Source organism: Amphibiibacter pelophylacis (assembly GCF_037688875.1).
Lineage (GTDB): Bacteria > Pseudomonadota > Gammaproteobacteria > Burkholderiales > Burkholderiaceae_C > Amphibiibacter > Amphibiibacter pelophylacis.
In genome coordinates, this window is sequence record NZ_JAWDIE010000008.1 from 1 (window position 1) to 20,510 (window position 20,510).

General features: G+C 64.2%; 19 protein-coding genes. 9 read left to right on the forward strand and 10 right to left on the reverse strand.

What is annotated here, in order from left to right; genetic code table 11:
- The 9 genes from modC to dnaA all read right to left on the reverse strand — a co-directional run.
- The coding region (gene modC, locus RV045_RS06345; RefSeq protein ID WP_423234938.1) for a molybdenum ABC transporter ATP-binding protein at positions 1 to 1,043 on the reverse strand (1,043 nt) is incomplete at its 3' end.
- A 10-nt stretch (positions 1,044 to 1,053) separates the two neighbouring features.
- Positions 1,054 to 1,743, reverse strand: coding sequence for a molybdate ABC transporter permease subunit (gene modB / locus RV045_RS06350; protein ID WP_423234939.1), 690 nt, complete (start codon positions 1,741 to 1,743; stop codon positions 1,054 to 1,056).
- Positions 1,727 to 2,560: a molybdate ABC transporter substrate-binding protein gene (gene modA / locus RV045_RS06355; RefSeq protein WP_423234940.1), complete on the reverse strand. Its 834-nt coding sequence runs from the start codon at positions 2,558 to 2,560 to the stop codon at positions 1,727 to 1,729. Before modA ends, modB begins: the two co-directional genes overlap by 17 nt.
- A 37-nt stretch (positions 2,561 to 2,597) precedes the next feature.
- On the reverse strand, positions 2,598 to 4,085 hold the full coding sequence (locus RV045_RS06360; RefSeq protein WP_423235072.1) for a tripartite tricarboxylate transporter permease: 1,488 nt from the start codon (positions 4,083 to 4,085) through the stop codon (positions 2,598 to 2,600).
- A 22-nt stretch (positions 4,086 to 4,107) separates the two neighbouring features.
- Positions 4,108 to 4,671 carry a tripartite tricarboxylate transporter TctB family protein gene (locus RV045_RS06365; RefSeq protein WP_423234941.1) on the reverse strand — a complete coding sequence of 188 codons (564 nt, stop codon included), beginning with the start codon at positions 4,669 to 4,671 and terminating at the stop codon, positions 4,108 to 4,110.
- Positions 4,668 to 5,648 carry a Bug family tripartite tricarboxylate transporter substrate binding protein gene (locus RV045_RS06370; RefSeq protein ID WP_423234942.1) on the reverse strand — a complete coding sequence of 327 codons (981 nt, stop codon included), beginning with the start codon at positions 5,646 to 5,648 and terminating at the stop codon, positions 4,668 to 4,670. The genes RV045_RS06365 and RV045_RS06370 overlap by 4 nt, the downstream gene beginning before the upstream one ends.
- Before the next feature lie 137 nt (positions 5,649 to 5,785).
- On the reverse strand, positions 5,786 to 8,269 hold the full coding sequence (gyrB, locus tag RV045_RS06375) for a DNA topoisomerase (ATP-hydrolyzing) subunit B (protein WP_423234943.1): 2,484 nt from the start codon (positions 8,267 to 8,269) through the stop codon (positions 5,786 to 5,788).
- Between the two features lie 47 nt (positions 8,270 to 8,316).
- The gene (gene dnaN / locus RV045_RS06380) at positions 8,317 to 9,462 is read right to left on the reverse strand and encodes a DNA polymerase III subunit beta (protein ID WP_423234944.1); all 1,146 of its coding nucleotides are present in this window, start codon (positions 9,460 to 9,462) and stop codon (positions 8,317 to 8,319) included.
- 182 nt (positions 9,463 to 9,644) lie between these two features.
- Entirely contained in the window at positions 9,645 to 11,117 is a 1,473-nt protein-coding gene (gene dnaA, locus RV045_RS06385) for a chromosomal replication initiator protein DnaA (protein ID WP_423234945.1), read from the reverse strand.
- Between the two features lie 281 nt (positions 11,118 to 11,398).
- Between dnaA and rpmH the strand changes: the two genes are divergently transcribed.
- The 9 genes from rpmH (at position 11,399) to aphA (ending at position 19,349) form a co-directional block, all read left to right on the forward strand.
- Positions 11,399 to 11,533: a 50S ribosomal protein L34 gene (gene rpmH, locus RV045_RS06390; RefSeq protein WP_423234946.1), complete on the forward strand. Its 135-nt coding sequence runs from the start codon at positions 11,399 to 11,401 to the stop codon at positions 11,531 to 11,533.
- Between the two features lie 139 nt (positions 11,534 to 11,672).
- Positions 11,673 to 12,113 (forward strand): ribonuclease P protein component, encoded by a 441-nt coding sequence (locus RV045_RS06395; RefSeq protein WP_423235073.1) that lies wholly within the window; start codon positions 11,673 to 11,675, stop codon positions 12,111 to 12,113.
- Complete coding sequence (gene yidD, locus RV045_RS06400; protein ID WP_423234947.1) at positions 12,107 to 12,364, forward strand: membrane protein insertion efficiency factor YidD; 258 nt, start codon at positions 12,107 to 12,109, stop codon at positions 12,362 to 12,364. The genes RV045_RS06395 and yidD overlap by 7 nt, the downstream gene beginning before the upstream one ends.
- A 3-nt stretch (positions 12,365 to 12,367) precedes the next feature.
- Positions 12,368 to 14,047 carry a membrane protein insertase YidC gene (yidC, locus tag RV045_RS06405; protein WP_423234948.1) on the forward strand — a complete coding sequence of 560 codons (1,680 nt, stop codon included), beginning with the start codon at positions 12,368 to 12,370 and terminating at the stop codon, positions 14,045 to 14,047.
- Between the two features lie 13 nt (positions 14,048 to 14,060).
- A complete protein-coding gene (locus RV045_RS06410; protein ID WP_423234949.1) occupies positions 14,061 to 14,984 on the forward strand; it encodes a LysR substrate-binding domain-containing protein in 924 nt (307 codons plus the stop codon).
- Between the two features lie 10 nt (positions 14,985 to 14,994).
- Entirely contained in the window at positions 14,995 to 16,968 is a 1,974-nt protein-coding gene (mnmG, locus tag RV045_RS06415) for a tRNA uridine-5-carboxymethylaminomethyl(34) synthesis enzyme MnmG (RefSeq protein WP_423234950.1), read from the forward strand.
- Positions 16,969 to 16,994: 26 nt separating this feature from the next.
- The gene (gene rsmG / locus RV045_RS06420; RefSeq protein WP_423235074.1) at positions 16,995 to 17,723 is read left to right on the forward strand and encodes a 16S rRNA (guanine(527)-N(7))-methyltransferase RsmG; all 729 of its coding nucleotides are present in this window, start codon (positions 16,995 to 16,997) and stop codon (positions 17,721 to 17,723) included.
- Positions 17,720 to 18,505, forward strand: coding sequence for a ParA family protein (locus RV045_RS06425; protein ID WP_423234951.1), 786 nt, complete (start codon positions 17,720 to 17,722; stop codon positions 18,503 to 18,505). Before rsmG ends, RV045_RS06425 begins: the two co-directional genes overlap by 4 nt.
- Before the next feature lie 100 nt (positions 18,506 to 18,605).
- A complete protein-coding gene (gene aphA, locus RV045_RS06430) occupies positions 18,606 to 19,349 on the forward strand; it encodes an acid phosphatase AphA (protein ID WP_423234952.1) in 744 nt (247 codons plus the stop codon).
- Between the two features lie 35 nt (positions 19,350 to 19,384).
- Here the strand turns inward: aphA and apbC are convergent, their stop codons facing one another.
- A complete protein-coding gene (gene apbC / locus RV045_RS06435) occupies positions 19,385 to 20,434 on the reverse strand; it encodes an iron-sulfur cluster carrier protein ApbC (RefSeq protein ID WP_423235075.1) in 1,050 nt (349 codons plus the stop codon).
- Between the last annotated feature and the right edge of the window lie 76 nt (positions 20,435 to 20,510).

A 20,510-nucleotide genomic window follows, 5' to 3' on the forward strand; every position in this document is an offset into this window, starting at 1 on the left:
CTAGTCACCCGCGCCAGCAGCGGATTTCCCCCGGCACCCACCAGCCTCACCCGCACCAGCGCCGAACCCGGGTGATCATCACCCGCAATCGCCTCCACCCTTGCAGGCAGCACGTTCTGGATGCTGGTCTGCCCCGGCTGGATCGCCAGGCTGACGTCGCTGGCGAGCACGCGCAGGCGCAGGCGCTGGCCAAGCTGCAGATCATGGTCACGAACCCAGAGTGACAGGGTAGGGCGGCCGTCCAGATCCACACGCATCAGGTGCCAGTGCGCGTCCACTTCGGCGACAGTGCCGCGCAGGATGGCGCCGGGCTCGTCGCCCAGGCGCACCGGGGCGTCCAGTTGCGCCAGGCTCTCGGCCAGCGGGCCGCTGGACGTGGCGCGGCCGTCCGCCATCACCACCAGATGGTCGGCCAGGCGCACCACCTCGTCGGGCGCGTGGCTGACGTAAATCATGGGCAGGGCCAGCTGGCTGGACAGGCGCTCCAGGTAGGGCAGGATGTCCTGACGGCGGCGGTGGTCCAGCGCGGCCAGGGGTTCGTCCAGCAGCAGCAGGCTGGGGCCCGTGGCCAGCGCGCGGGCGATGGCCACGCGCTGGCGCTCGCCGCCCGACAGCCCATTCGGCCGCCGATCCAGCAGCGGTTCGATGCCCAGAAGGTTTATCGCCTGATCCAGCGTCTCCTCCAGCGCCGCGCGCGAGGCCGCCTGGCTGCGCTTCAGGCCGTAGCGCAGGTTGCCCATGACGCTCAGGTGCGGGAACAGGCTAGCTTCCTGGAAGACGACGCCGACCGTTCGTTGGTGTGGCGGCAGCCACACGCTGGCGTCCTGCCAGAGCAGGCCGTTCACGCTCAGGCGGCCCGTTGGCGCGCGCTCCAGGCCCGCCATGCAGCGCAGCAGCGTGGTCTTGCCGCAGCCCGACGGGCCGGTCACGGCCGTGACGCCGCGCCCAGGCAGGCGTAAATCCACATCCAGCACGAAGCCGGGACGCGCCAGACGAAAGCGGGCGTCAATAAAGGCTTCGACAGGGCCTTCGGTGGGATTCATTCGGCGCCTCTCACCGGCCCGGCCGCACCGCCGTGCGCGCGCCGGGGCGCCAGACGTAGAGCAGCAGCAGCACCGCAAACGAGAACAGCAGCAGCACCGCCGACAGCCGGTGCGCGGGCGCGTAATCCAGCGCCTGGACGTGGTCGTAGATCTGCACCGAGGCCACGCGGGTGATGCCCGGCAGATTGCCGCCGATCATCAGCACCACGCCAAATTCGCCCACCGTGTGCGCGAAGGTCAGCACAGTTGCCGTCAGATAGCCCGGCGCGGCCAGCGGCACAGCCACGCTGAAGAAGGCGTCCAGTGGCGATGCGCGCAGCGTTGCCGCGACCTCCAGCGGCCGGTCGCCCACTGCCTCGAACGCGGTCTGCAGCGGCTGGACCATAAACGGCAGCGAATAAATCACCGAGGCCAGCACCAGACCCCAGAAGGTGAAGGGCAGGGGCGGCAGGCCCAGCATCTGCGTCAGCTGGCCCAGCGGCCCGGACGGCCCCATGCCCTGCAGCAGATAAAAGCCCAGCACCGAGGGCGGCAGCACCAGCGGCAGCGCGACCACGGCGCCGATGGGCCCTTTCCAGCGGCTGGCTGTGCGCGCCAGCCACCACGCAATGGGCGTGCCCAGCACGAGCAGGATCAGCGTCACGACGCCCGCCAGGCGCAGCGTCAGCGCCAGCGCCTGCCAGTCACCGGGCGAGAGCATCCTGCGCCGCCTTGGCCACGTCGGGGGATTTGGGCGGCTCGAAGCCGTAGCGCGCCAGCACCTGGCGGGCGGCCGGGCTGTCCACCGTCTGCACGAAGCGGCGCGCCAGAGCGCTGTCCGCCGCGCGGCGGGTGATGATGTAGCCCTGCTCCAGCGGCTGGTGCATTGATTCCGGGATCAGCGCATAGCCGCCCAGCCGCGCCAGTTGCGGGCTTTTGGCCAGCGAGAGCGCAATCACCCCGATCTGCGCGTTGCCGGTCTGCACAAACTGCGCCGTCTGCGCGATGTTTTCGCCAAACACCAGCCTGGGCTGCAGCGCATCCCAGAGCCCGGCGGCGCGCAGCGCCTCTTCAGCGCGCTGGCCGTAGGGTGCGTGGCGCGGGTTGGCGATGGCGATGTGTTTGATGCGCGGGTCGGTCAGGCTCTGCAGCGTCATGCTGCGGGCGTCCAGCGTGGGGCTCCACAGCACGATGCGGCCCAGCGCGTAGGGGACGACTTTCGAGGCCGCAAACCCCGCTTTCGCCAGCGCACGCGGAAAGGCAATGTCAGCCGAGAAGAAGAGATCGTACGGCGCGCCCTGCTGAATCTGCGCCTGGAACTGGCCCGACGAGCCATAAACCACGTTGACGGTGTCGCCCGGGTGGGCTTTTTCGAAGCCGGTGACGATCTCGTCCAGGGCGAACTTCAGGTCTGCCGCGGCCGCGACGGTGAGGGTGTCGGCCTGGGCGGAAGGCGCCGCAGCCAGGCCCAGTGCCAGTGCGCAGGCGGCCATCAGGGTGCGAAAAGACAGGGAAGGGATCAGCAGGATTCGGTTCATCGCCCGCAGCATACCGCAGGCGAAGACCGTATATGACTCAGCGTTGGCTGGAGCGCCAGCGCAAGAGCGCGGGCAGCAGCAGCACGCTGGCCGTGATGATGAGCAGCGTCAGGCTGACCGGGCGGGTGAGGAAAATCGTCCAGCTGCCTTCGCCCATGGACAGGCCGTTGCGCAGCTGCACTTCGGCAATCGGCCCCAGGATCATGCCGACGATGACGGGCGCAGCCGGGAAATCAAAGCGCCGCATCATGACGCTGAGCAGGCCGATGATGTACATCATGAAGACGTCAAAGGTGCTCTGGCGCATGGCGTAGACGCCCACCGAGGCGAACACCAGGATGCCCGCGTAAAGCTGCGGCTTGGGGATTTTGAGCAGCTTGACCCACAGGCCGACCAGCGGAAGATTGAGCACCAGCAGCATCACGTTGCCGATGTAGAGCGACGCAATCAGCGCCCAGACCAGCGCCGACGAGTTCTGGAAGAGCTGCGGCCCGGCCTGGATGCCGTAGTTCTGCAGCGCGCTGAGCAGCACAGCCGCCGTCACCGACGTGGGAATGCCCAGCGTCAGCAGCGGCACCAGCGTGGCGGTGACCGCCGAATTGTTCGCCGCCTCGGGGCCGGCAACGCCTTCGATGGCGCCCACTGTGCCGAATTCTTCGGGGTGTTTCGAGAGCTTGCGCTCGGTGGCGTAGCTCAGGAAGGTGGGGATTTCGGAGCCACCGGCCGGCACGGTGCCAAACGGAAAGCCGATCACCGTGCCGCGCAGCCAGGCCGGCCAGGAGCGGCGCCATTCGGAGCGGCTCATGTGGACCTTGTTCATGCGGTTCATTTCGTTGACGCTGCGGCCTTCGTACATGGCGTTGTACAGCACCTCGCCGACGGCGAAGAGGCCCACGGCCATCAGCACGACCTCGATGCCGTCCATGAACTCCAGAATGCCGCCAGTGTAGCGAATCTGGCCCGAGATCTGGTCCATGCCGACCAGGCCCACGGCCAGGCCGATGAACAGCGCCGTGACGCCGCGCAGGGCGCTTTTGCCCAGCACCGAGCTGACGGTGGTGAAGGCCAGCAGCATCAGGCAGAAGTATTCCGGCGGACCCAGGCGGACGGCGTAGGTCGAGACCACGGGCGCAAACAGCGTCACCAGCACGGTGGCAATGGTGCCCGCCACGAAGGAGCCGATCGCCGACGTGGCCAGCGCTGCGCCCGCCCGGCCGCTCTTGGCCATCTTGAAGCCTTCCAGCGCCGTCACCATGGTGCCGGTTTCGCCCGGCGTGTTGAGCAGGATGGAGGTGGTCGAGCCGCCATACATGGCGCCGTAGTAAATCCCGGCGAAGAAAATCATCGAGGCCGTCGGGTCCACCTGCGACGTCAAAGGCAGCAGCATGGCCACCGTGACCGCAGGGCCCAGACCCGGCAGCACGCCGATGGCCGTGCCCAGCGCGCAGCCCACAAAGGCCCACAGCAGGTTGATCGGTGTGCCGGCCGTGGCAAAGCCACCCAGCAGCTGGGTCCAGGTGTCCATCAGCATGATTGATGCGTCTTTCTTACAGCCAGCGGGTGCCGGTCAGGCTGGGCAGGTTGATGCCCAGCAGCAGGGTGAAGAGCCAGAACACCGGCGCCGTCAGACACAGCCCGGTGACGGTGTCTTTCAGCGTCTGCGCCACATGGCCCGCGGGCTTGCCCTCGGCGATGCGCAGGCCGCGCACGGCCAGCACAAAGCACAGCAGGCAGGACAGCACGAAACCCAACTTCACCATGAGCAGCGCGTTCAGACCGATGCCCGCGCTGACCCAGGCCCAGGCGTGCCAGTCGGGCCGCTCGGCGCCGGAAGGCTCTTCCAGGTGCTGGAAACCGCCGCGCCAGGCCTGCAGGCACAGCAGCACCCCGCACAGCACCAGCGCAGCGCTGACCACCCAGGGCAGGAAGTTGCTGCCGATGCCCGCATAGCCCGATTCCGGCGCGATCATGGCGGCGCCTGCGCCCAGGCCCAGCCCCAGCAGCAGCACTGCGACCGCGAGGGCCCGCTGCTGCTTCAGGTGAAAGGGCTTGAGCGGCTCGTGGCCCGGCCGGTTGGGCGCGAACGACGAGGTGTTGGCGTTGGCCTTCATCCCAGCATGCCGGACTTGACCATGATGGCGCGCAGCGAGGCGAAGTCCTGGGTGACGAAATCGTCAAAGGCCTTGCCAGTCAGCAGGGCAGGGGTCCAGGAGTTCTTCTGCAGCGCTTCTTTCCAGGAAGGCGTCTGCGTGGCCTTGATCACGGCCTGCGTCAGCGCCTCGCGCTGCGCCGGAGTGACGCCTGGAGCCGCGTACACGCCGCGCCAGTTGCCGATGACGACATCCACGCCCTGCTCCTTGAGCGTCGGCACGTTGATGCCCGGCTGGCGTTTGTCGGCGGTGATGCCGATGGCGCGCATCTTGCCCGATTCGATGTACTGCTGGAACTCGCTGTAGCCGCTTCCACCCACCGTGACGTTGTTGCCCAGAATGGCCGCCGTGGCCTCACCGCCCCCCTTGAAGGGGATGTAATTGATCTTGTCGGCGCCAAGACCGAGGAAGCGGGCGATCATGGCGGCCGCGACGTGTTCGGTCGAACCCTTGATGCCGCCGCCCCATTTCACGCTGCCCGGATCTTTCCGGAGCTGGTCCACCAGATCCTTCATGGATTTGATGGGCGATTCGGCCGGGACCACGAAGACGTTGTACTCGCTGGTCAGGCGCGCCACGGGCGTGGCCTGCGTGACCGAGAAGGGCGAGCGCGAACTGATGATGCCGCCCAACATCACGGCGCCCATCATCATCAGGGCGTTGGGGTCGCCCTTGCTGGCGTTGAGGAACTGCGCCAGACCCAGCGTGCCGGAGGCGCCGCCCTTGTTCTCGTAGGTGACGGCGCTGTAGAGGCCGGCCTCCTGCAGCGATTTGCCCAAGGCCCGTGCCGTGGTGTCCCAGCCGCCGCCCGGGTTGGACGGCACCATGAACTTCAGCGTCTCGGCCGCTTGCACAGACTGCGCACCCAGCAGGGCCGCCGCCAGCGGGCTGGCCCCAACCCCGCCCAGCAGCATGGATTTCAGAAAAGTGCGGCGCATGGAAACTCCTGGAAGTGGGAAATGACCTGTCAAAAAACGAACAGGCATTTCACCAGAAGAGTGACAGCGCACGCATTGGGGCTAACCCCGGGACGGGCCCACAACAGCCCCGGGATCAGCCGCCGTCAAACATCGGGTCACACGTCCAGATTCGTCGCCTGCAGCGCGTTGTCCTGGATGAAGAGCTTGCGGGGCTCGACCTCGTCGCCCATCAGCATGGTAAAGATGCGGTCGGCCTCGATGGCGTCCTTGATCTCCACTTTCAGCAGGCGGCGCACGGTGGGGTCCATGGTGGTTTCCCACAGCTGCTCGGGGTTCATCTCGCCCAGACCCTTGTAGCGCTGGCGCGAAACCAGCGACACGGCCAGGTCCTGCAGCCAGTTCATGCCGGTGTCCAGGCTGCCAGTGACCAGGGTCTTGCGCCGCTCGCCCTCGCCGCGCTCGATCACCATCTGCGTGCCCAGCAGACCGCGCAGGTGCGCGCCGATGGCGCAGAGCTGGCGGCAGTCGTCGCCGTCCACGAATTCCTTGGTCAGCAGCGACGCCTTCTCGTTGCCGTGGATGAATTTGCTCACGCGCACGGCCGGCAGCTCGGTCTTGGGATGAATGAGCGCCTGGGCGTGCAGGCCCGGGTTGGCGGCCTGGATGGCCGCCGCCGTGGTCTGGGCGGTCTCCAGCGTGTCCAGAACGGGCTGTACGCCGCCCAAAAGCACTTCCAGCACGTCCAGGTCGATCATGGCCACCAGGCGCGCCTTGAGGGCCTGCAGGCGCAGATACTCGTCCACCAGCTCGCGCAGGGCGGGGCCTTCGATGGTGCTGCCCGATCCGGCGTCGCCCACGCGGATCGAAGCGCCGTCCATGGCCACTTCGGTCAGGAAGGCATCCAGATCGCTCTGGTCTTTGAGATAGCGTTCCGATTTGCCCTGCTTGACCTTGTAGAGCGGCGGCTGGGCGATGTAGATGTGCCCGGCCTCGACCAGCTCGGGCATCTGGCGGTAGAAAAACGTCAGCAGCAGGGTGCGAATGTGTGCGCCGTCCACGTCCGCGTCGGTCATGATGATGATGCGGTGGTAACGCAGTTTGGCCAGCGAAAACTCGTCGCTGCCAATGCCCGTGCCCAGCGCGGTGATCAGGGTCAGGATGGCGTCGCTGGAGAGCAGCTTTTCGTAGCGCGCTTTTTCCACGTTCAGGATCTTGCCGCGCAGGGGCAGGATGGCCTGGAACTTGCGGTCACGGCCCTGCTTGGCACTGCCGCCGGCGGAATCGCCCTCGACGATGTAGATCTCGCACTGGCTGGGGTCTTTTTCCTGACAGTCGGCCAGTTTGCCCGGCAGGCCCATGCCGTCCAGCACACCTTTGCGGCGCGTCATTTCGCGCGCTTTGCGGGCGGCATCGCGGGCGCGGGCGGCGTCAACGATCTTGTTGCAGATGATTTTGGCGTCGTTCGGGTTCTCAAGCAGGTAGTCGCTGAGCGATTTGGCCACGCATTCCTCGACCGGGCCGCGCACCTCGCTGGAGACCAGCTTGTCCTTGGTCTGGCTGGAGAATTTGGGCTCCGGCACCTTGACGCTGAGCACGCAGGACAGGCCTTCGCGCATGTCGTCGCCCGAGATGTCCAGCTTGTGCTTCTTGAGCAGCTCGTTGTCCTCGATGTACTTGTTGATGACGCGCGTCATCGCCGCGCGCAGGCCGGTCAGGTGGGTGCCACCGTCGCGCTGCGGGATGTTGTTGGTGTAGCACAACACGCTCTCGGCGTAGCTGTCGTTCCACTGCATGGCCACCTCGCAGGCCACGGGCGTGCCGATGTCGCTGATGCGCTCGGTCGCGGCGTAGAACACCGTCGGATGCAGGACTTTTTTGGTCTTGTTGATGTAGTCGACAAAGCCCTTGACGCCACCATCGAAGGCGAACACGTCGTTGCGGTTGTGACGCTCGTCGCGCAGCTCGATGCGGATGCCGTTGTTCAGGAACGACAGCTCGCGCAGGCGCTTGAGCAGGATGTCGTAATCGAACTCGACCGTGGAAAAAATCTCGGTATCGGGCAGAAAGTGCACCTCGGTGCCCGTGCGTTCGCTGGCGCCCAGCGCGCGCATGGGTCGCACCAGTGCGCCGTCGCGCTCGATCACGTCCAGGCCCATGGGCACGCCGCGCTCGAATTCGATGGCGTTTTTCTGCCCGTCGCGTCGCACGGTCAGCTTCAGCCAGCGCGACAGGGCGTTGACGCAGCTCACGCCCACGCCGTGCAGACCGCCCGACACCTTGTAGCTGTTCTGGTTGAACTTGCCCCCCGCATGAAGCTCTGTCAGCGCGATTTCGGCGGCCGAGCGCTTGGGCTCATTCTTGTCATCCATTTTGACCGAGGTGGGTATCCCTCGGCCGTTGTCCAGGACGCTGATCGAATTGTCGCTGTGTATGGTCACGACAATATCGTCGCAATGTCCGGCCAGCGCCTCGTCGATGGAGTTGTCGACCACCTCGAACACCAGGTGGTGCAGACCGGTACCGTCTGACGTATCACCGATATACATGCCAGGGCGCTTGCGCACGGCTTCCAGTCCTTCAAGAATCTGGATGGCATCGCTGCCGTAATCGCTGGGGGTATCACTGGGGGAAGAACTCATGGACTGTCCTGAAAATAAGGGCGGCTGACCGGATTGGCGGTAAATGGTCAGATCTTCATCGACATGACGACGTAAATATTCTCTCCGTCGGCCCGGTCGGTTTCCCGGAACAGCGCCGGGGTGTTGGCATCTTTGACGGAGACTTCGATCTCCTGCCCTTTGGCCGTGGTCAGATATTGCAGCACATAATTCACATTCAGGCCAATTTCCAGGCTGGATGGGATATCTGCGGATTCAATGAATTCACGACCTTCTTCATTCTCGTTGTTGATGGCGTGCAGCGCCAGACCTTCCGGGCTGAACAGAAACTTGATGCCTTTGAACTTGTCTGATGTGAACAGTTCCACCCGTTTCAGCGCCTGCAACAGCGTCTCACGGCGCAGGGTCATTCGGCTGAGCCCTTCACGGGGAATGACTTTGTCGACGTTGGGAAATTTGCCATCGATGCATTTGGTGCGAAATTTCACGCCATTGGCAAAATGACATTCAATGCTGTTGCCCTGGCTGTAAAAGGCAATTTTCTCGCCCTCTGTCTGCTTGGCAAATCGCATGATTTCCTGGACGGCCTTGGCCTGCAGAATCCATTCAATGTCCTGTTTATCACCGTCGTGTGGCAGCCGGGTGATGGCCATGCGGTGACCGTCGGTTGCAGAGAATTTCAGCTGGCCCTGTTCGTCAAAAGTCAGGTTCAGGCCATTGAGGTAATAGCGGACATCCTGCACTGCCATGGCAAAACTGGTGGATTCGATGCCGGCGATGATGTTCTTGCTGCTGATGTCCAGACGCTTTTGATCGCTTTGCTCCGGATTCTCTGCAAATGGTTCGTGGGGATAATCTTCCACGCTCAGGCACGAGAAATCAAAGTGCGAACGTCCGATGCTCAGTCGGATCCGATGGTCTGAAATCTCAAAACCGATCAGCGCATCCGGGTTCGAGGTTTTCAGGATGTCCAGCAGCCGTTTGCCGTTGATCAGGAAAGAAAAGGGCTGTGCCACATCGACATCCACGTCTTCCCGGGTGTACTGCACCTGGTTCTGGATGTCGTTCACGTAGAACACCACGCGCCGGTTCGCGACGCTGACCAGCACCGACGAGAGCAGGTGGATGTTGTTCTTGCGGTCGAGCAGCGTGTGCGTGTTGCTCAGACCGTCTATGACTATGTGATTGGATATTTTAAAAGTCGTCGTTGTCATAGAGAGTCCATTGTGCCGTGAATAAGATTAAAAACTTTTAAAAACAACAACTTGGAGAAAATTTTGCTGTGCATAAGTGCACTGGCAGAACCTGTCCGGATTGGGGATAAGTGGGCGATCATAGCAGCGCCTGTGCATAGGATGGCGTTGTTCACAGACTGTCCACGGGGCTGTCCACACCCTTATTCCTTGATCATCTGTTCCAGCAGGTGCAGTTCCTTGTTCAGGTCGCTGTTCAGGTTGCGTTCGGAGGTGATTTTTTTCACGGCATGAATGATGGTCGTGTGGTCCTTGCCGCCAAAGTGGCCCCCGATGTCGGGGTAGCTCATCTGGATCAGCTCACGGATCAGATACATCGCGATCTGGCGGGGTTTGGCGATTTTGGCCGTGCGCACCTTGCTGTGCATGTCGCTGATTTTGATGTTGTAAAACTCGGCCACCTTGCGCTGGATGATTTCGGCCGATATTTGCGTATTCTGAACCTGAAGGATGTTCTTCAGGGCCTGCTTGACAAAATCAATGCTGATATCGCTGTCGCTGATGCCGTAAGCTTTCTTTTGGGCGACCAGGGTTTTGACGGCGCCGTGCAGTTCACGCACGTTGTTCTTGAAATTCTGTGCAATAAAAAAAGCCACCTCGTTTTTCAGCGCAATGCCGACTTCGCGGCCGCGCTGCAGCAGGATGGAAACGCGCATTTCGATTTCTGGCGGCTCGATATAAACCTCGACACCGGCCATAAAGCGGCTGCTCAGGCGCTCGGACACTTTCAGTTTTTTGACAAAGGTGTCGCTCGTCAGGACCACCTGGCTTTTGCGCGCCAGCATGCCTTCAAAAATATGAAAGAACTCTTCCTGCGTACGCTCTTTGCCGGCGATGTGCTGAACATCATCGATCAGCAGCAGATCCAGGTCGGAGTATTTTTCCTTGATCAGATCGTAGGTCTTGTTCTGGTAGTTGCTGACCACGTCGGTGACAAAATCGGTGGCTGATACGTAGAACACCTTCATTTCTTTGTTCTTTTCGTGCAGGGCATTGCCGATCGCGTGCATCAGGTGGGTCTTTCCCAGCCCCACACCCCCGCAGATGTACAGCGGGTTGAAGCTCGGACCGTCACCCGCCACAATCTGTCGCCCGATGGAGGTGGCCAGCAGGTTGGATTTGCCGCCCACGAAATTGTCAAACGTGAACTGGGATTTGAGGTTGGTTTTGCGCGATTTGCGCCGCCCGTCTTTTTTGGGCCCGCTGCTCTCGGCATCGGCTGATGCCGGTTCGGGGGAATTTTTCTCGGGCTGCGCCGGCCTGATCCCGGGAGGGCCCTCTGTCCGTGATATTGCCGGTTTGGCTGGCCGTGTGCCTGCAGGCGCAGGACCCGCTGTCATGCCTGGCGCTGCAGGCATCGACGAAACCGGTTTCGGGCGAACGATGATCTGGATCGCACCTTCAAAGCCGAACTCTTTGAGCGTCTGCGTGATGCGTGGCTGAAGATTACGCTTGATATAATCCTGAGCGATCCGGTTGGAGACGTACAGGCAGTATGTGTCGTCCGCGATCAGTTCTCCGGTGACTGGGCGGATCCAGGTATTGAAAAGCGGAGCCGGAATATCCTGGGTCAAACGGTCTTTGACGGATTCCCAGTCGACGGGTGAAGCTGGCATGGAAAGCGCTTGACACGAAGCCAAGTTGTGATACAATGAAGGGTTTTCTTTTGACCAAAAGCATCTGCTGGCAGGTCAAAGCAAAAAGGAAATGTCAGCAGGTGGGTCAGCCGATGTGGGCTAACACTCTGGTTCAGGCAGCGCCTGCAGCAGACACCTCACCGACAAGCTCCGGCACAGAACATCAAAACAGAAATCTTGAAGACAAAAGGTGATTCTCTTGAGAAAAAGCTTTTTTGTCAATTCCGACTTATTTTTGAATCTTTATCAGGTGAGTGATTATGAAACGCACGTATCAACCTTCCAAAATCCGTCGCGCCCGCACCCATGGCTTTCTGGTCCGCATGAAATCCAAGGGTGGCCGTCAGGTGATTAATTCGCGTCGCGCCAAAGGCCGCAAGCGGATTGGTCTTTGATTACCTGATTCTGCCAAATCCCAGTTGATGGCGCGCTGATTTTGAATCCTGCGCACTGCATTTCCGGTCTTTCGCTCGGCGTGAAAGACCGGATTCTTGTTTCTGGGCGGAGCGGTGTATGGCTCTGAAAAAAGGCGCCATGGCGTCGCAGGTGAGTGATTGTCTGAAATCACCCATCCGGGCCTCTGGCGATCATTTCAGAATCAATATGCTGGTGTCCGCTGCGGGTGAGCAGCCCGCTGCGGAGCTGGTGATCAGCGTGCCCAAGCGCTGGGTGAAGCGCGCGATTGACCGCAACACCATCAAGCGGCTGGGCCGTGTGTGGTGGAGCGGCTTTGTTCGCCTGGAGCATCCCGTGGCGCCACGCATGGCTTTTGTGCAGATCAGTCCCAAGCTGCTGCAATCCTGCCGTGACAAGCGTCAGGGTGCACTGGCGCACGCCTTGTGGAAGCAGCAGCTCGCGCAGGAGTTCCAGCGGCTGGGCGAGCGCCTGAAGGCGCGCTGTGCCAAAGTGCAAGGGCCGGTGCCTCATCAGCCGCATGGGCCATGCGAGCTGCTCCGGGCGTCGCCAGCATGCTGAGGCGGGCGCTTTCGGCGCTGCTTCTGGGCCTCATCCGGGGCTACCAGTGGGGCATCAGTCCGATGCTGGCCCCGCGCTGCCGCTATCTGCCCACCTGTTCGGCGTATGGGCTTGAGGCCATTCGCCAGCACGGGCCTTATCTGGGCAGTTGTCTGGCTGTACGCCGCCTCTGCCGCTGTCACCCGTGGTCGCCTGGCGGCTGGGATCCTGTGCCCGAAAGGGCGTCGTGTTTGGGTTTTTTCCGGTTTTAGAGTATGAATGACATCCGCAGAACCATATTGCTGTTCATTTTGTCCGTTTCACTGGTTTTCCTGTGGGATGGCTGGCAGCGTTATACCGGGCATCCGTCGATGTTCTCCCCTGAACCCGCCAAAACGCAGACGGCCGATGCAGCGGCCAAGCCCCAGCAGGACAACCAGGCGCTGCCGCCTGCTGCGGGGTCAGCAGGCGCTGCAGCGGCCACGCCCGCAGCCCCGGCGCCCGGGACGCCGTCCGGCATCACGCTGAAGGACGGTGACACCGTCACCATCAACACCGATGTGGTCGAGGCGACGTTTGCGAAGCAGGGCGCCACGCTGGTGAAGCTGCGCCTGAAAAACTACCCCACGCAGGCCGACAAGTCGCGCAGCGAGATGCTGTTCGATTACTCCCCCGAGCGCACCTACTGGGCGCAGTCGGGCCTGATCGGCGCGGGCGGCAAGGATCTGCCCAACCAGTTCACGGCCATGCAGTGGGTCCAGGGCCCGGTCACGCCGGGCAGCGACGGCAAGGTGTCGGTGGTGTTCCAGTCGCCAGTGGTCAACGGCGTGCAGCTCAACAAGACCTTTGTGTTTGACAAGGACACCTACGCGGTCCAGGTGAAGCACGAGGTCGTCAATACCTCGGGCGAAGCGGTATCGCCATTCCTCTTCCTGCAGCTGCTGCGCGATGGCAATCCGCCGGACGATCATTCGTCCTTCTATTCCACGTTCACGGGCCCAGGCTTTTATACCGAAGAAGCCAAATACCACAAGATCAATTTCAAGGATATTGACAAGAACAGCGCAGTATTTCCCAGCGCCTACGCCGATGGCTGGGTGGGCATGATCCAGCATTACTTTGTGTCGGCCTGGGTGGTGCCCAACAATCTGCAGCGCCATTTCAAATTCAGCAAGGTTTCCAACAACCTGTATTCGGCCGCCAGCGTGATCCAGCTGCCCAGCATTGCACCGGGCCAGCGCTACAGCCTGGACGCGCAGCTCTATGCCGGTCCGCAGCTGGAGAATGTCCTGGCCGCCACCGCGCCGGGGCTGGAACTGGTCAAGGATTACGGCTTCCTCACCCTGCTGGCCAAGCCGCTCTACTGGGTGCTGCACCACATTCACAGCATCCTGGGCAACTGGGGCTGGTCGATTGTCGTGCTGGTGATCCTGCTGAAACTGGCGTTTTTCAAGCTCAACGCCAGCGCCTACAAATCCATGGCCAAGATGAAGGCTGTGGCGCCGCGCGTGCAGCTGCTGCGCGACCAGCACAAGGACGATCCGCAGAAAATGCAGCAGGAAATGATGCGCATCTACCGCGAGGAAAAGGTCAACCCCGTCGGCGGCTGCCTGCCCATCGTGCTGCAGATGCCGTTTTTCATCTCGCTGTACTGGGTGCTGCTGTCCACCGTTGAGATGCGCGGTGCGCCCTGGATGCTGTGGATCAGCGATCTGTCGGTGCGCGATCCTTACTTCATCCTGCCGCTGCTGATGGCGGCGTCCAGCATGCTGCAGGTGGCGCTCAACCCCAAGCCGGCCGACCCCATGCAGGCCAAAATGATGTGGATGATGCCGCTGATTTTCAGCGTGATGTTCTTCTTCTTCCCCGCTGGTCTGGTGCTGTACTGGCTGACGAACAACATCCTGTCCATCGCCCAGCAGTGGATCATCAACCGCAAGCTGGGCGTGGTCTGAACCCGCAAACGCCATGACGCTGACTGAGCTGCGCTACATCGTTGCGGTCGCCCGCGAGCTGCATTTCGGCCGCGCGGCCGAAGCCTGCGACGTATCGCAGCCCACGCTCAGCGTTGGCATCAAGAAGCTGGAGGACGAGCTGGGCTGCCGCATTTTCGAGCGCGGCACGGGCGAAGTCCATCTGACCACCGTCGGTCGGCGCATCGTCGATCAGGCGCTGGTCGTGCTGGAGCAGTCGACGGTGATCCATGAGCTGGCCCGCGACGCCGACACCGAACTGGCCAGTGCCGTGCACCTGGGCGCCATTTTCACGATTGCGCCCTATCTGCTGCCGCACATCCTGCCGCAGCTGCGTCGTGTGGCGCCGGGCATGCGCTGGCTGATCCAGGAGAACTACACCAGCCGCCTGCTCGAGCAGGTGCGTTCGGGTGAGCTGGACTGCGCCATCGTGGCCGAACCCATCGACGCGGCGCACCTCAGCGTCAGCCCGCTTTACGACGAGGCGCTCTTTGTGGCGCTGCCTTCCGCGCACCCGCTGGCGCAGCGCGGCACGCCGGTGCACCCGGCCGACATCCGCGACGACCCCATGCTGCTGCTGGGCAGCGGCCACTGCTTCCGCGAGCATGTGCTGGCGGTCTCGCCCGAATTCTCGCCCCTGGTCTCCGAGCGGCGCGGCATTCGCCACAACTTCGAAGGCACCAGCCTGGAAACCATCCGCTACATGGTCGCCAGCGGCCTGGGCATCACGCTGATGCCGGCGCTGGCGCTGGCGGCCGATCCCCGCGCAGACGTGGTCTATCTGCCCTTTGCCGGGATGACGCCCAAGCGCCGCGTGGTGCTGATCTGCCGCAAATCGTTCAACCGCATGCCGGTGCTGGAGCGCATCCGCCAGGCCCTGCGCCAGGAGGCCCACGCCGGGCTGGAGTTGCTGGACTGAAGGAAACGCCATGGATTTCGCCTACCGCTTTGACGTGATCGTGGTCGGCGGCGGCCACGCCGGGACGGAAGCCGCGCTGGCCGCCAGCCGCATGGGCTGCCGCACGCTGCTGCTCACGCACAACATCGAAACGCTGGGGCAGATGAGCTGTAACCCCAGCATCGGGGGCATCGGCAAGGGCCACATCGTCAAAGAGGTGGACGCGCTGGGCGGCCTGATGGCTGAGGCGACCGACCATGCCGGCATCCAGTTCCGCATCCTCAACGACTCGAAAGGCCCGGCGGTGCGCGCCACACGGGCGCAGGCCGACCGCCTGCTCTACAAGGCTTATGTGCGACGCACGCTGGAGAACGCGCCCGGCCTGCTGCTGTTCCAGCAGGCGGTGGACGACGTGCTGGTTGAGGGCGGCCGCGTCACGGGCGTGTGCACGCAAAGCGGCATCGTCTTCCACGCGCCCACGGTGGTGCTGACGGCGGGCACTTTCCTCAACGGCGTGGTCCATGTGGGCCTGCAGCAGCACAGCGCAGGCCGCGCGGGCGACCCGTCGGCGTTGCGCCTGTCGGATCGCCTGAAAGAGCTCAAACTGCCGCAGGATCGCCTGAAAACCGGCACGCCACCGCGCATAGATGGCCGCAGCATCAACTTTGACGTGCTCGAGCGCCAGCCCGGCGACGGCATGCCCGGCAATGACGGCAGCGCGCCGCGTCGCCCGCTGCCGGTGTTCAGCTTTCTGGGCGATGCCGCGCAGCATCCGCAGCAGCTGCCGTGCTGGATCGCGCACACCAGCACCGCCACGCACGACATCCTGCGCGAAGGCTTTGACCGCAGCCCCATGTTCACCGGCGTGATCGGCGGCGTGGGCCCGCGCTACTGCCCCAGCATCGAGGACAAGATCAACCGCTTCGCCGACAAGGACAGCCACCAGATCTTCCTGGAGCCCGAAGGGCTGACCACGCACGAGTTCTATCCCAACGGCATCTCGACCTCGCTGCCCTTTGACATTCAGTGGCGTGCCGTGCGCTCGATCCGTGGCCTGGAAAACGCGCACATCCTGCGGCCCGGCTACGCCATCGAGTACGACTATTTCGACCCGCGCCACCTGCACGCCACGCTGGAAACGCGCGCCATCCAGGGCCTGTTTTTCGCCGGACAGATCAACGGCACCACGGGCTACGAAGAGGCCGCCGGACAGGGCCTGGTCGCCGGGGCCAACGCCGCCGCGCAGGTGCTGGGCCGCGATCCGCTGGTGCTGCAGCGCCACGAGGCCTACATCGGCGTGCTGGTCAACGACCTGACCACGCGTGGCGTGACCGAGCCTTACCGCATGTTCACCAGCCGCGCCGAATACCGCCTGCAGCTGCGCGAGGACAACGCCGATCTGCGCCTGACCGAACGCGGCCGCGCGCTGGGCCTGGTGAATGACACACGCTGGGATTTCTTCCAGCGCAAGCGCGACGCACTGGAAACCCAGCGCCAGCGTCTGGCCAGCACCTGGGTGCAGGCCGGTGCGCTGGACGAGGCCAGCGCCACGCGCCTGGTGGGCGCGCCGCTCACGCGCGAGTACGCGCTGGCCGATCTGCTCAAGCGCCCGGGTGTGACCTGGCAGACGCTGGACGATCTGGCCGCGCACCTGGGCTGGGACGACAGCCGCCACAGCCCGCGTGCCGCGCAGCAGGACCAGCTCGGCGCCGCCCTGGCCGATCAGGTGATCGAGCAGCTGGAAATCGAAACCCGCTACGCCGGGTACATCCGCAAGCAGGCCGAGGAGATCGAACGCCTGGCCCACCTGCAGGGCGTGGCGCTGCCCGCCGATTTTGATTACGCCAGCCTGCCCAGTCTGGGGATAGAGGCTGCGCAGCGCCTGAACCAGGCGCGCCCGGCCACGCTGCACGATGCGGCGCAGGTGTCGGGCATCACCCCGGCGACGCTGGCGCTGCTGATGGTCCACTTCCGCAAGCGGCGGGCCGCCGCAACGGCCGCGTGACCGCCGCGAACCGCCCGGGTCCTGCCCTGGCACCGGACAGCGGCATCGCTGACCGCATTCAGGCGCAGGCGCAGCAGTGCGGCGTGTCGCTGCCGGACGGCGCCGCGCCGCGTCTGGCGCACTACCTGGCGCTGCTCCAGCAGTGGAACCGCGTTTACAACCTGACCGCGGTCGAAGGCCTGGACGCCAGCCTGACGCTGCATCTGGCCGACTGCCTGGCCGTGCTGCCCGCGCTGGCCGACCTGCACGCCCGCATCACGCCCTGCGCCGGGACAGGCCAGGCGCTGGAGCAGCTGGACGTGGGCAGTGGCGGCGGTCTGCCGGTCATCGTTTTTGCGCTGGCGCTGCCGCAGGTCAACTTCACCTGCGTGGACACGGTTCAGAAAAAATGCGCCTTCCTGGAGCAGGCCGCGCTGCAGCTCAAACTGGCCAACCTGCGCGTGGTTCACGCCCGTGTTGAGCAGATGCGGCCCGGCCAGCGCGGTCGGCCCACGCAGTTTGACGTGGTCTCGGCCCGTGCCTTCGCTGCGCTGGACAAGCTGGTGCGCCTGAGCCAGCCGCTGCTGGCGCCGGGCGGCTGGTGGTTCGCCATGAAAGGCCAGCCGCCGCACGACGAGATCGCCACTCTGGCCGCCAGTGGCCTGCTCGCGGCGCAGGCGCAGCCGCACATTCAGGGCGTGACGGTGCCCGGACTGGACGCCCAGCGCTGCATCGTCACCGTGCCCCATCTCCCGAACACGAGGCCCAAGCCATGAGCACCATCCTGTGCATCGCCAACCAGAAGGGCGGTGTGGGCAAAACCACCACCACGGTCAACCTGGCCGCCGGCCTGACCCAGCTGGGCCAGCGCGTGCTGGTCGTCGACCTCGACCCCCAGGGCAACGCCACCATGGGCTCGGGTGTGGACAAGACCGCGCTGCGCCCCACGATTTACGATCTGCTGCTGGGCCAATCCGCCGCGCGCGACTGCATTCTGGACGCGGGCGAGACCGGCTACCGCATCATCGGCAGCAACCGCGATCTGGCCGCCGCCGAAATCGAGCTGGTCGATCTGCCGCGCCGCAACCTGCGTCTGGCTGACGCGCTGGCGCCGGTGCAGGACGATTTCGACCAGATCCTGATCGACTGCCCGCCCAGCCTCTCCCTGCTCTCGCTCAACGGGTTTTGCTGCGCGCACGGCGTGGTCGTGCCCATGCAGTGCGAATACTTCGCCCTGGAAGGCCTGACCGATCTGATGAATACGGTGCGCCAGGTCAAGGCCAAACTCAACCCCAAACTGAAGCTGGTGGCGCTGTTGCGCGTGATGTTCGACCCGCGCGTCAGCCTGCAGGCCGAGGTGGCCGAGCAGGTCAAGGCCCACTTTGGCGACCGCGTCTTTGACGCCGTCATCCCGCGCAACGTGCGCTTGGCCGAAGCGCCCAGCTTTGGCCTGCCGGGCGTGCTCTTCGACAAATCCTCCAAAGGCGCCAAAGCCTACATGGCCTTCGCGCAGGAGATGCTGGACAAGCTGCCGGGGTTTATGGCCAAAAGTGCGTAAAAGCGCTGCCTGAGGGTCAGATGATCGCGTCCGGGCAATCCCGGGTGACGTGCGCAGGGCGGCGGAGCACAATCAGTGCTTTGCTTCTCAGGAGATGACCATGCCGCAACCGATCACCCCCCGCCGCTGGGCCGCCACGTTGTCCGCCCTGGGCGCCGCGCTGCTGCTGTCGGCCTGTGCGACGGCGCCGGGCCAAGTGGCGTCGGCTACGCCCGCGGCCCGCTTTGACGCCCGTATGCTGGATTACAGCAAGGCGCCCGCCAGCGTGCGCTGGACGACGGTGGACGAGATCGCCCGCTCGCTGCAGGGCCAGCCGCCGATGAATGTGGGTTTTGACGTGGACGACACGGTGCTGTACAGCTCGCCGTGCTTCTTCTATGGCCAGCAGAAGTATTCGCCCGGCAAGAACGACTATCTGGGCAACCAGGCTTTCTGGGACGACATCAACGCGAGCTGCGACCAGTACTCCGTCCCCAAGGACGTGGCGCGTGCGCTGATCAACATGCATCAGGCGCGCGGCGACACGATCTACTTCATCACCGCGCGCACGCCCAGCCCGAAAGAAGGCCTGACCGCGACGCTGCAGAAAGATTTCGGCATCAAAAACATGCAGCCGGTGATTTTCACGGGCGATAAACCCGTGGGCGCCCGTTACGCCAAGACGCCGGCCATCCGCCAGACGAAACTCTCGATCTACTACGGCGACGCCAACAGCGACATCCAGGCCGCTCAGGAAGCCGGCATCCGCGCCATTCGCGTGCTGCGCGCGCCCAACTCGACCTACACCCCGCTGCCCGACAACGGCCAGCTGGGCGAGGAAGTGATCCGCGATTCGGCGTGGTGATTGGGGTGATGGGCGAGGGCTGAAGCGCTGTCGCTTCAGGTGTCGCTCGACACCCTGATGCTCGGGAACTTGTGCGAGTAATCCTTGCCCTGGCTGGCGATGGCGCGGCCCACGCGCTGGGCGAGCTGCAGGTAGAGGCGGGCGGCGGGGCTGTCGGGCTGGCTGACGACGGTGGGCTGGCCCGCGTCGGTCTGGGCGCGGATGTGCGCAGCCAGCGGTAGCTGGGCCAGCAGCGGCACGCCGAAATCCTGGGCCATGGTCTGGCCGCCGCCCTCGCCGAAAATGGCCTCGGCGTGACCGCAGTTGGGACAGCAGTAGACGGCCATGTTCTCGACCACGCCCAGCACGGGCACGTTGACTTTCTCGAACATGCGCAGGCCTTTGCGCGCGTCCAGCAGCGCGATGTCCTGCGGCGTGGTCACGATGACGGCGCCGGTCAGCGGCACGCGCTGGCTCAGGGTCAGGGCGATATCGCCGGTGCCCGGCGGCATGTCGACGATGAGGTAATCCAGGTCTTTCCACTGCGTCTGGCGCAGCAGCTGGTCCAGCGCCTGTGTGGCCATGGGGCCGCGCCAGATCATGGGGCTGTCGGCGTCGATCAGCAGGCCCATGGAAATCATCTGCACCCCATGGCCGACCAGCGGCTGCATGGTTTTGCCGTCGTCGCTGTGCGGGCGCTCGTTCACGCCCAGCATCATGGGCTGGCTGGGGCCGTAAATGTCGGCGTCCAGAATGCCGACGTGCGCACCCTCCTGCGCCAGCGCCAGCGCCAGGTTGACGGCGGTGGTGCTCTTGCCCACGCCGCCCTTGCCCGAGGCCACGGCGATGATGTTTTTCACGCCCGGCAGCAGCGGGTTGCCGGGGCGGACGGCGTGCGCGGCGATGCGCGTCTGCCAGTGCAGCACAACGCGCGCTCCGGCCACGCCAGCAGCCTGCAGACCCTGGGCCAGCAGGGGCGAAAGCGCCTGCGTCCATTCGGCGTGGCGGCTGCGCGCCGGGTAGGGCACGGCCGTTTCCAGCGTCCAGATGTGGCCCTGGATCTGCCAGCGCTCGGCCACCGCCTGATCCAGCGGAGTCTGGCCCAGGGCGTCGGTCCAGCCGCGCAGGGTGGATTGCGCCCAGGCCAGGCGGGCGGCTTCGTCGTCAGGAGAGAAATCAGGG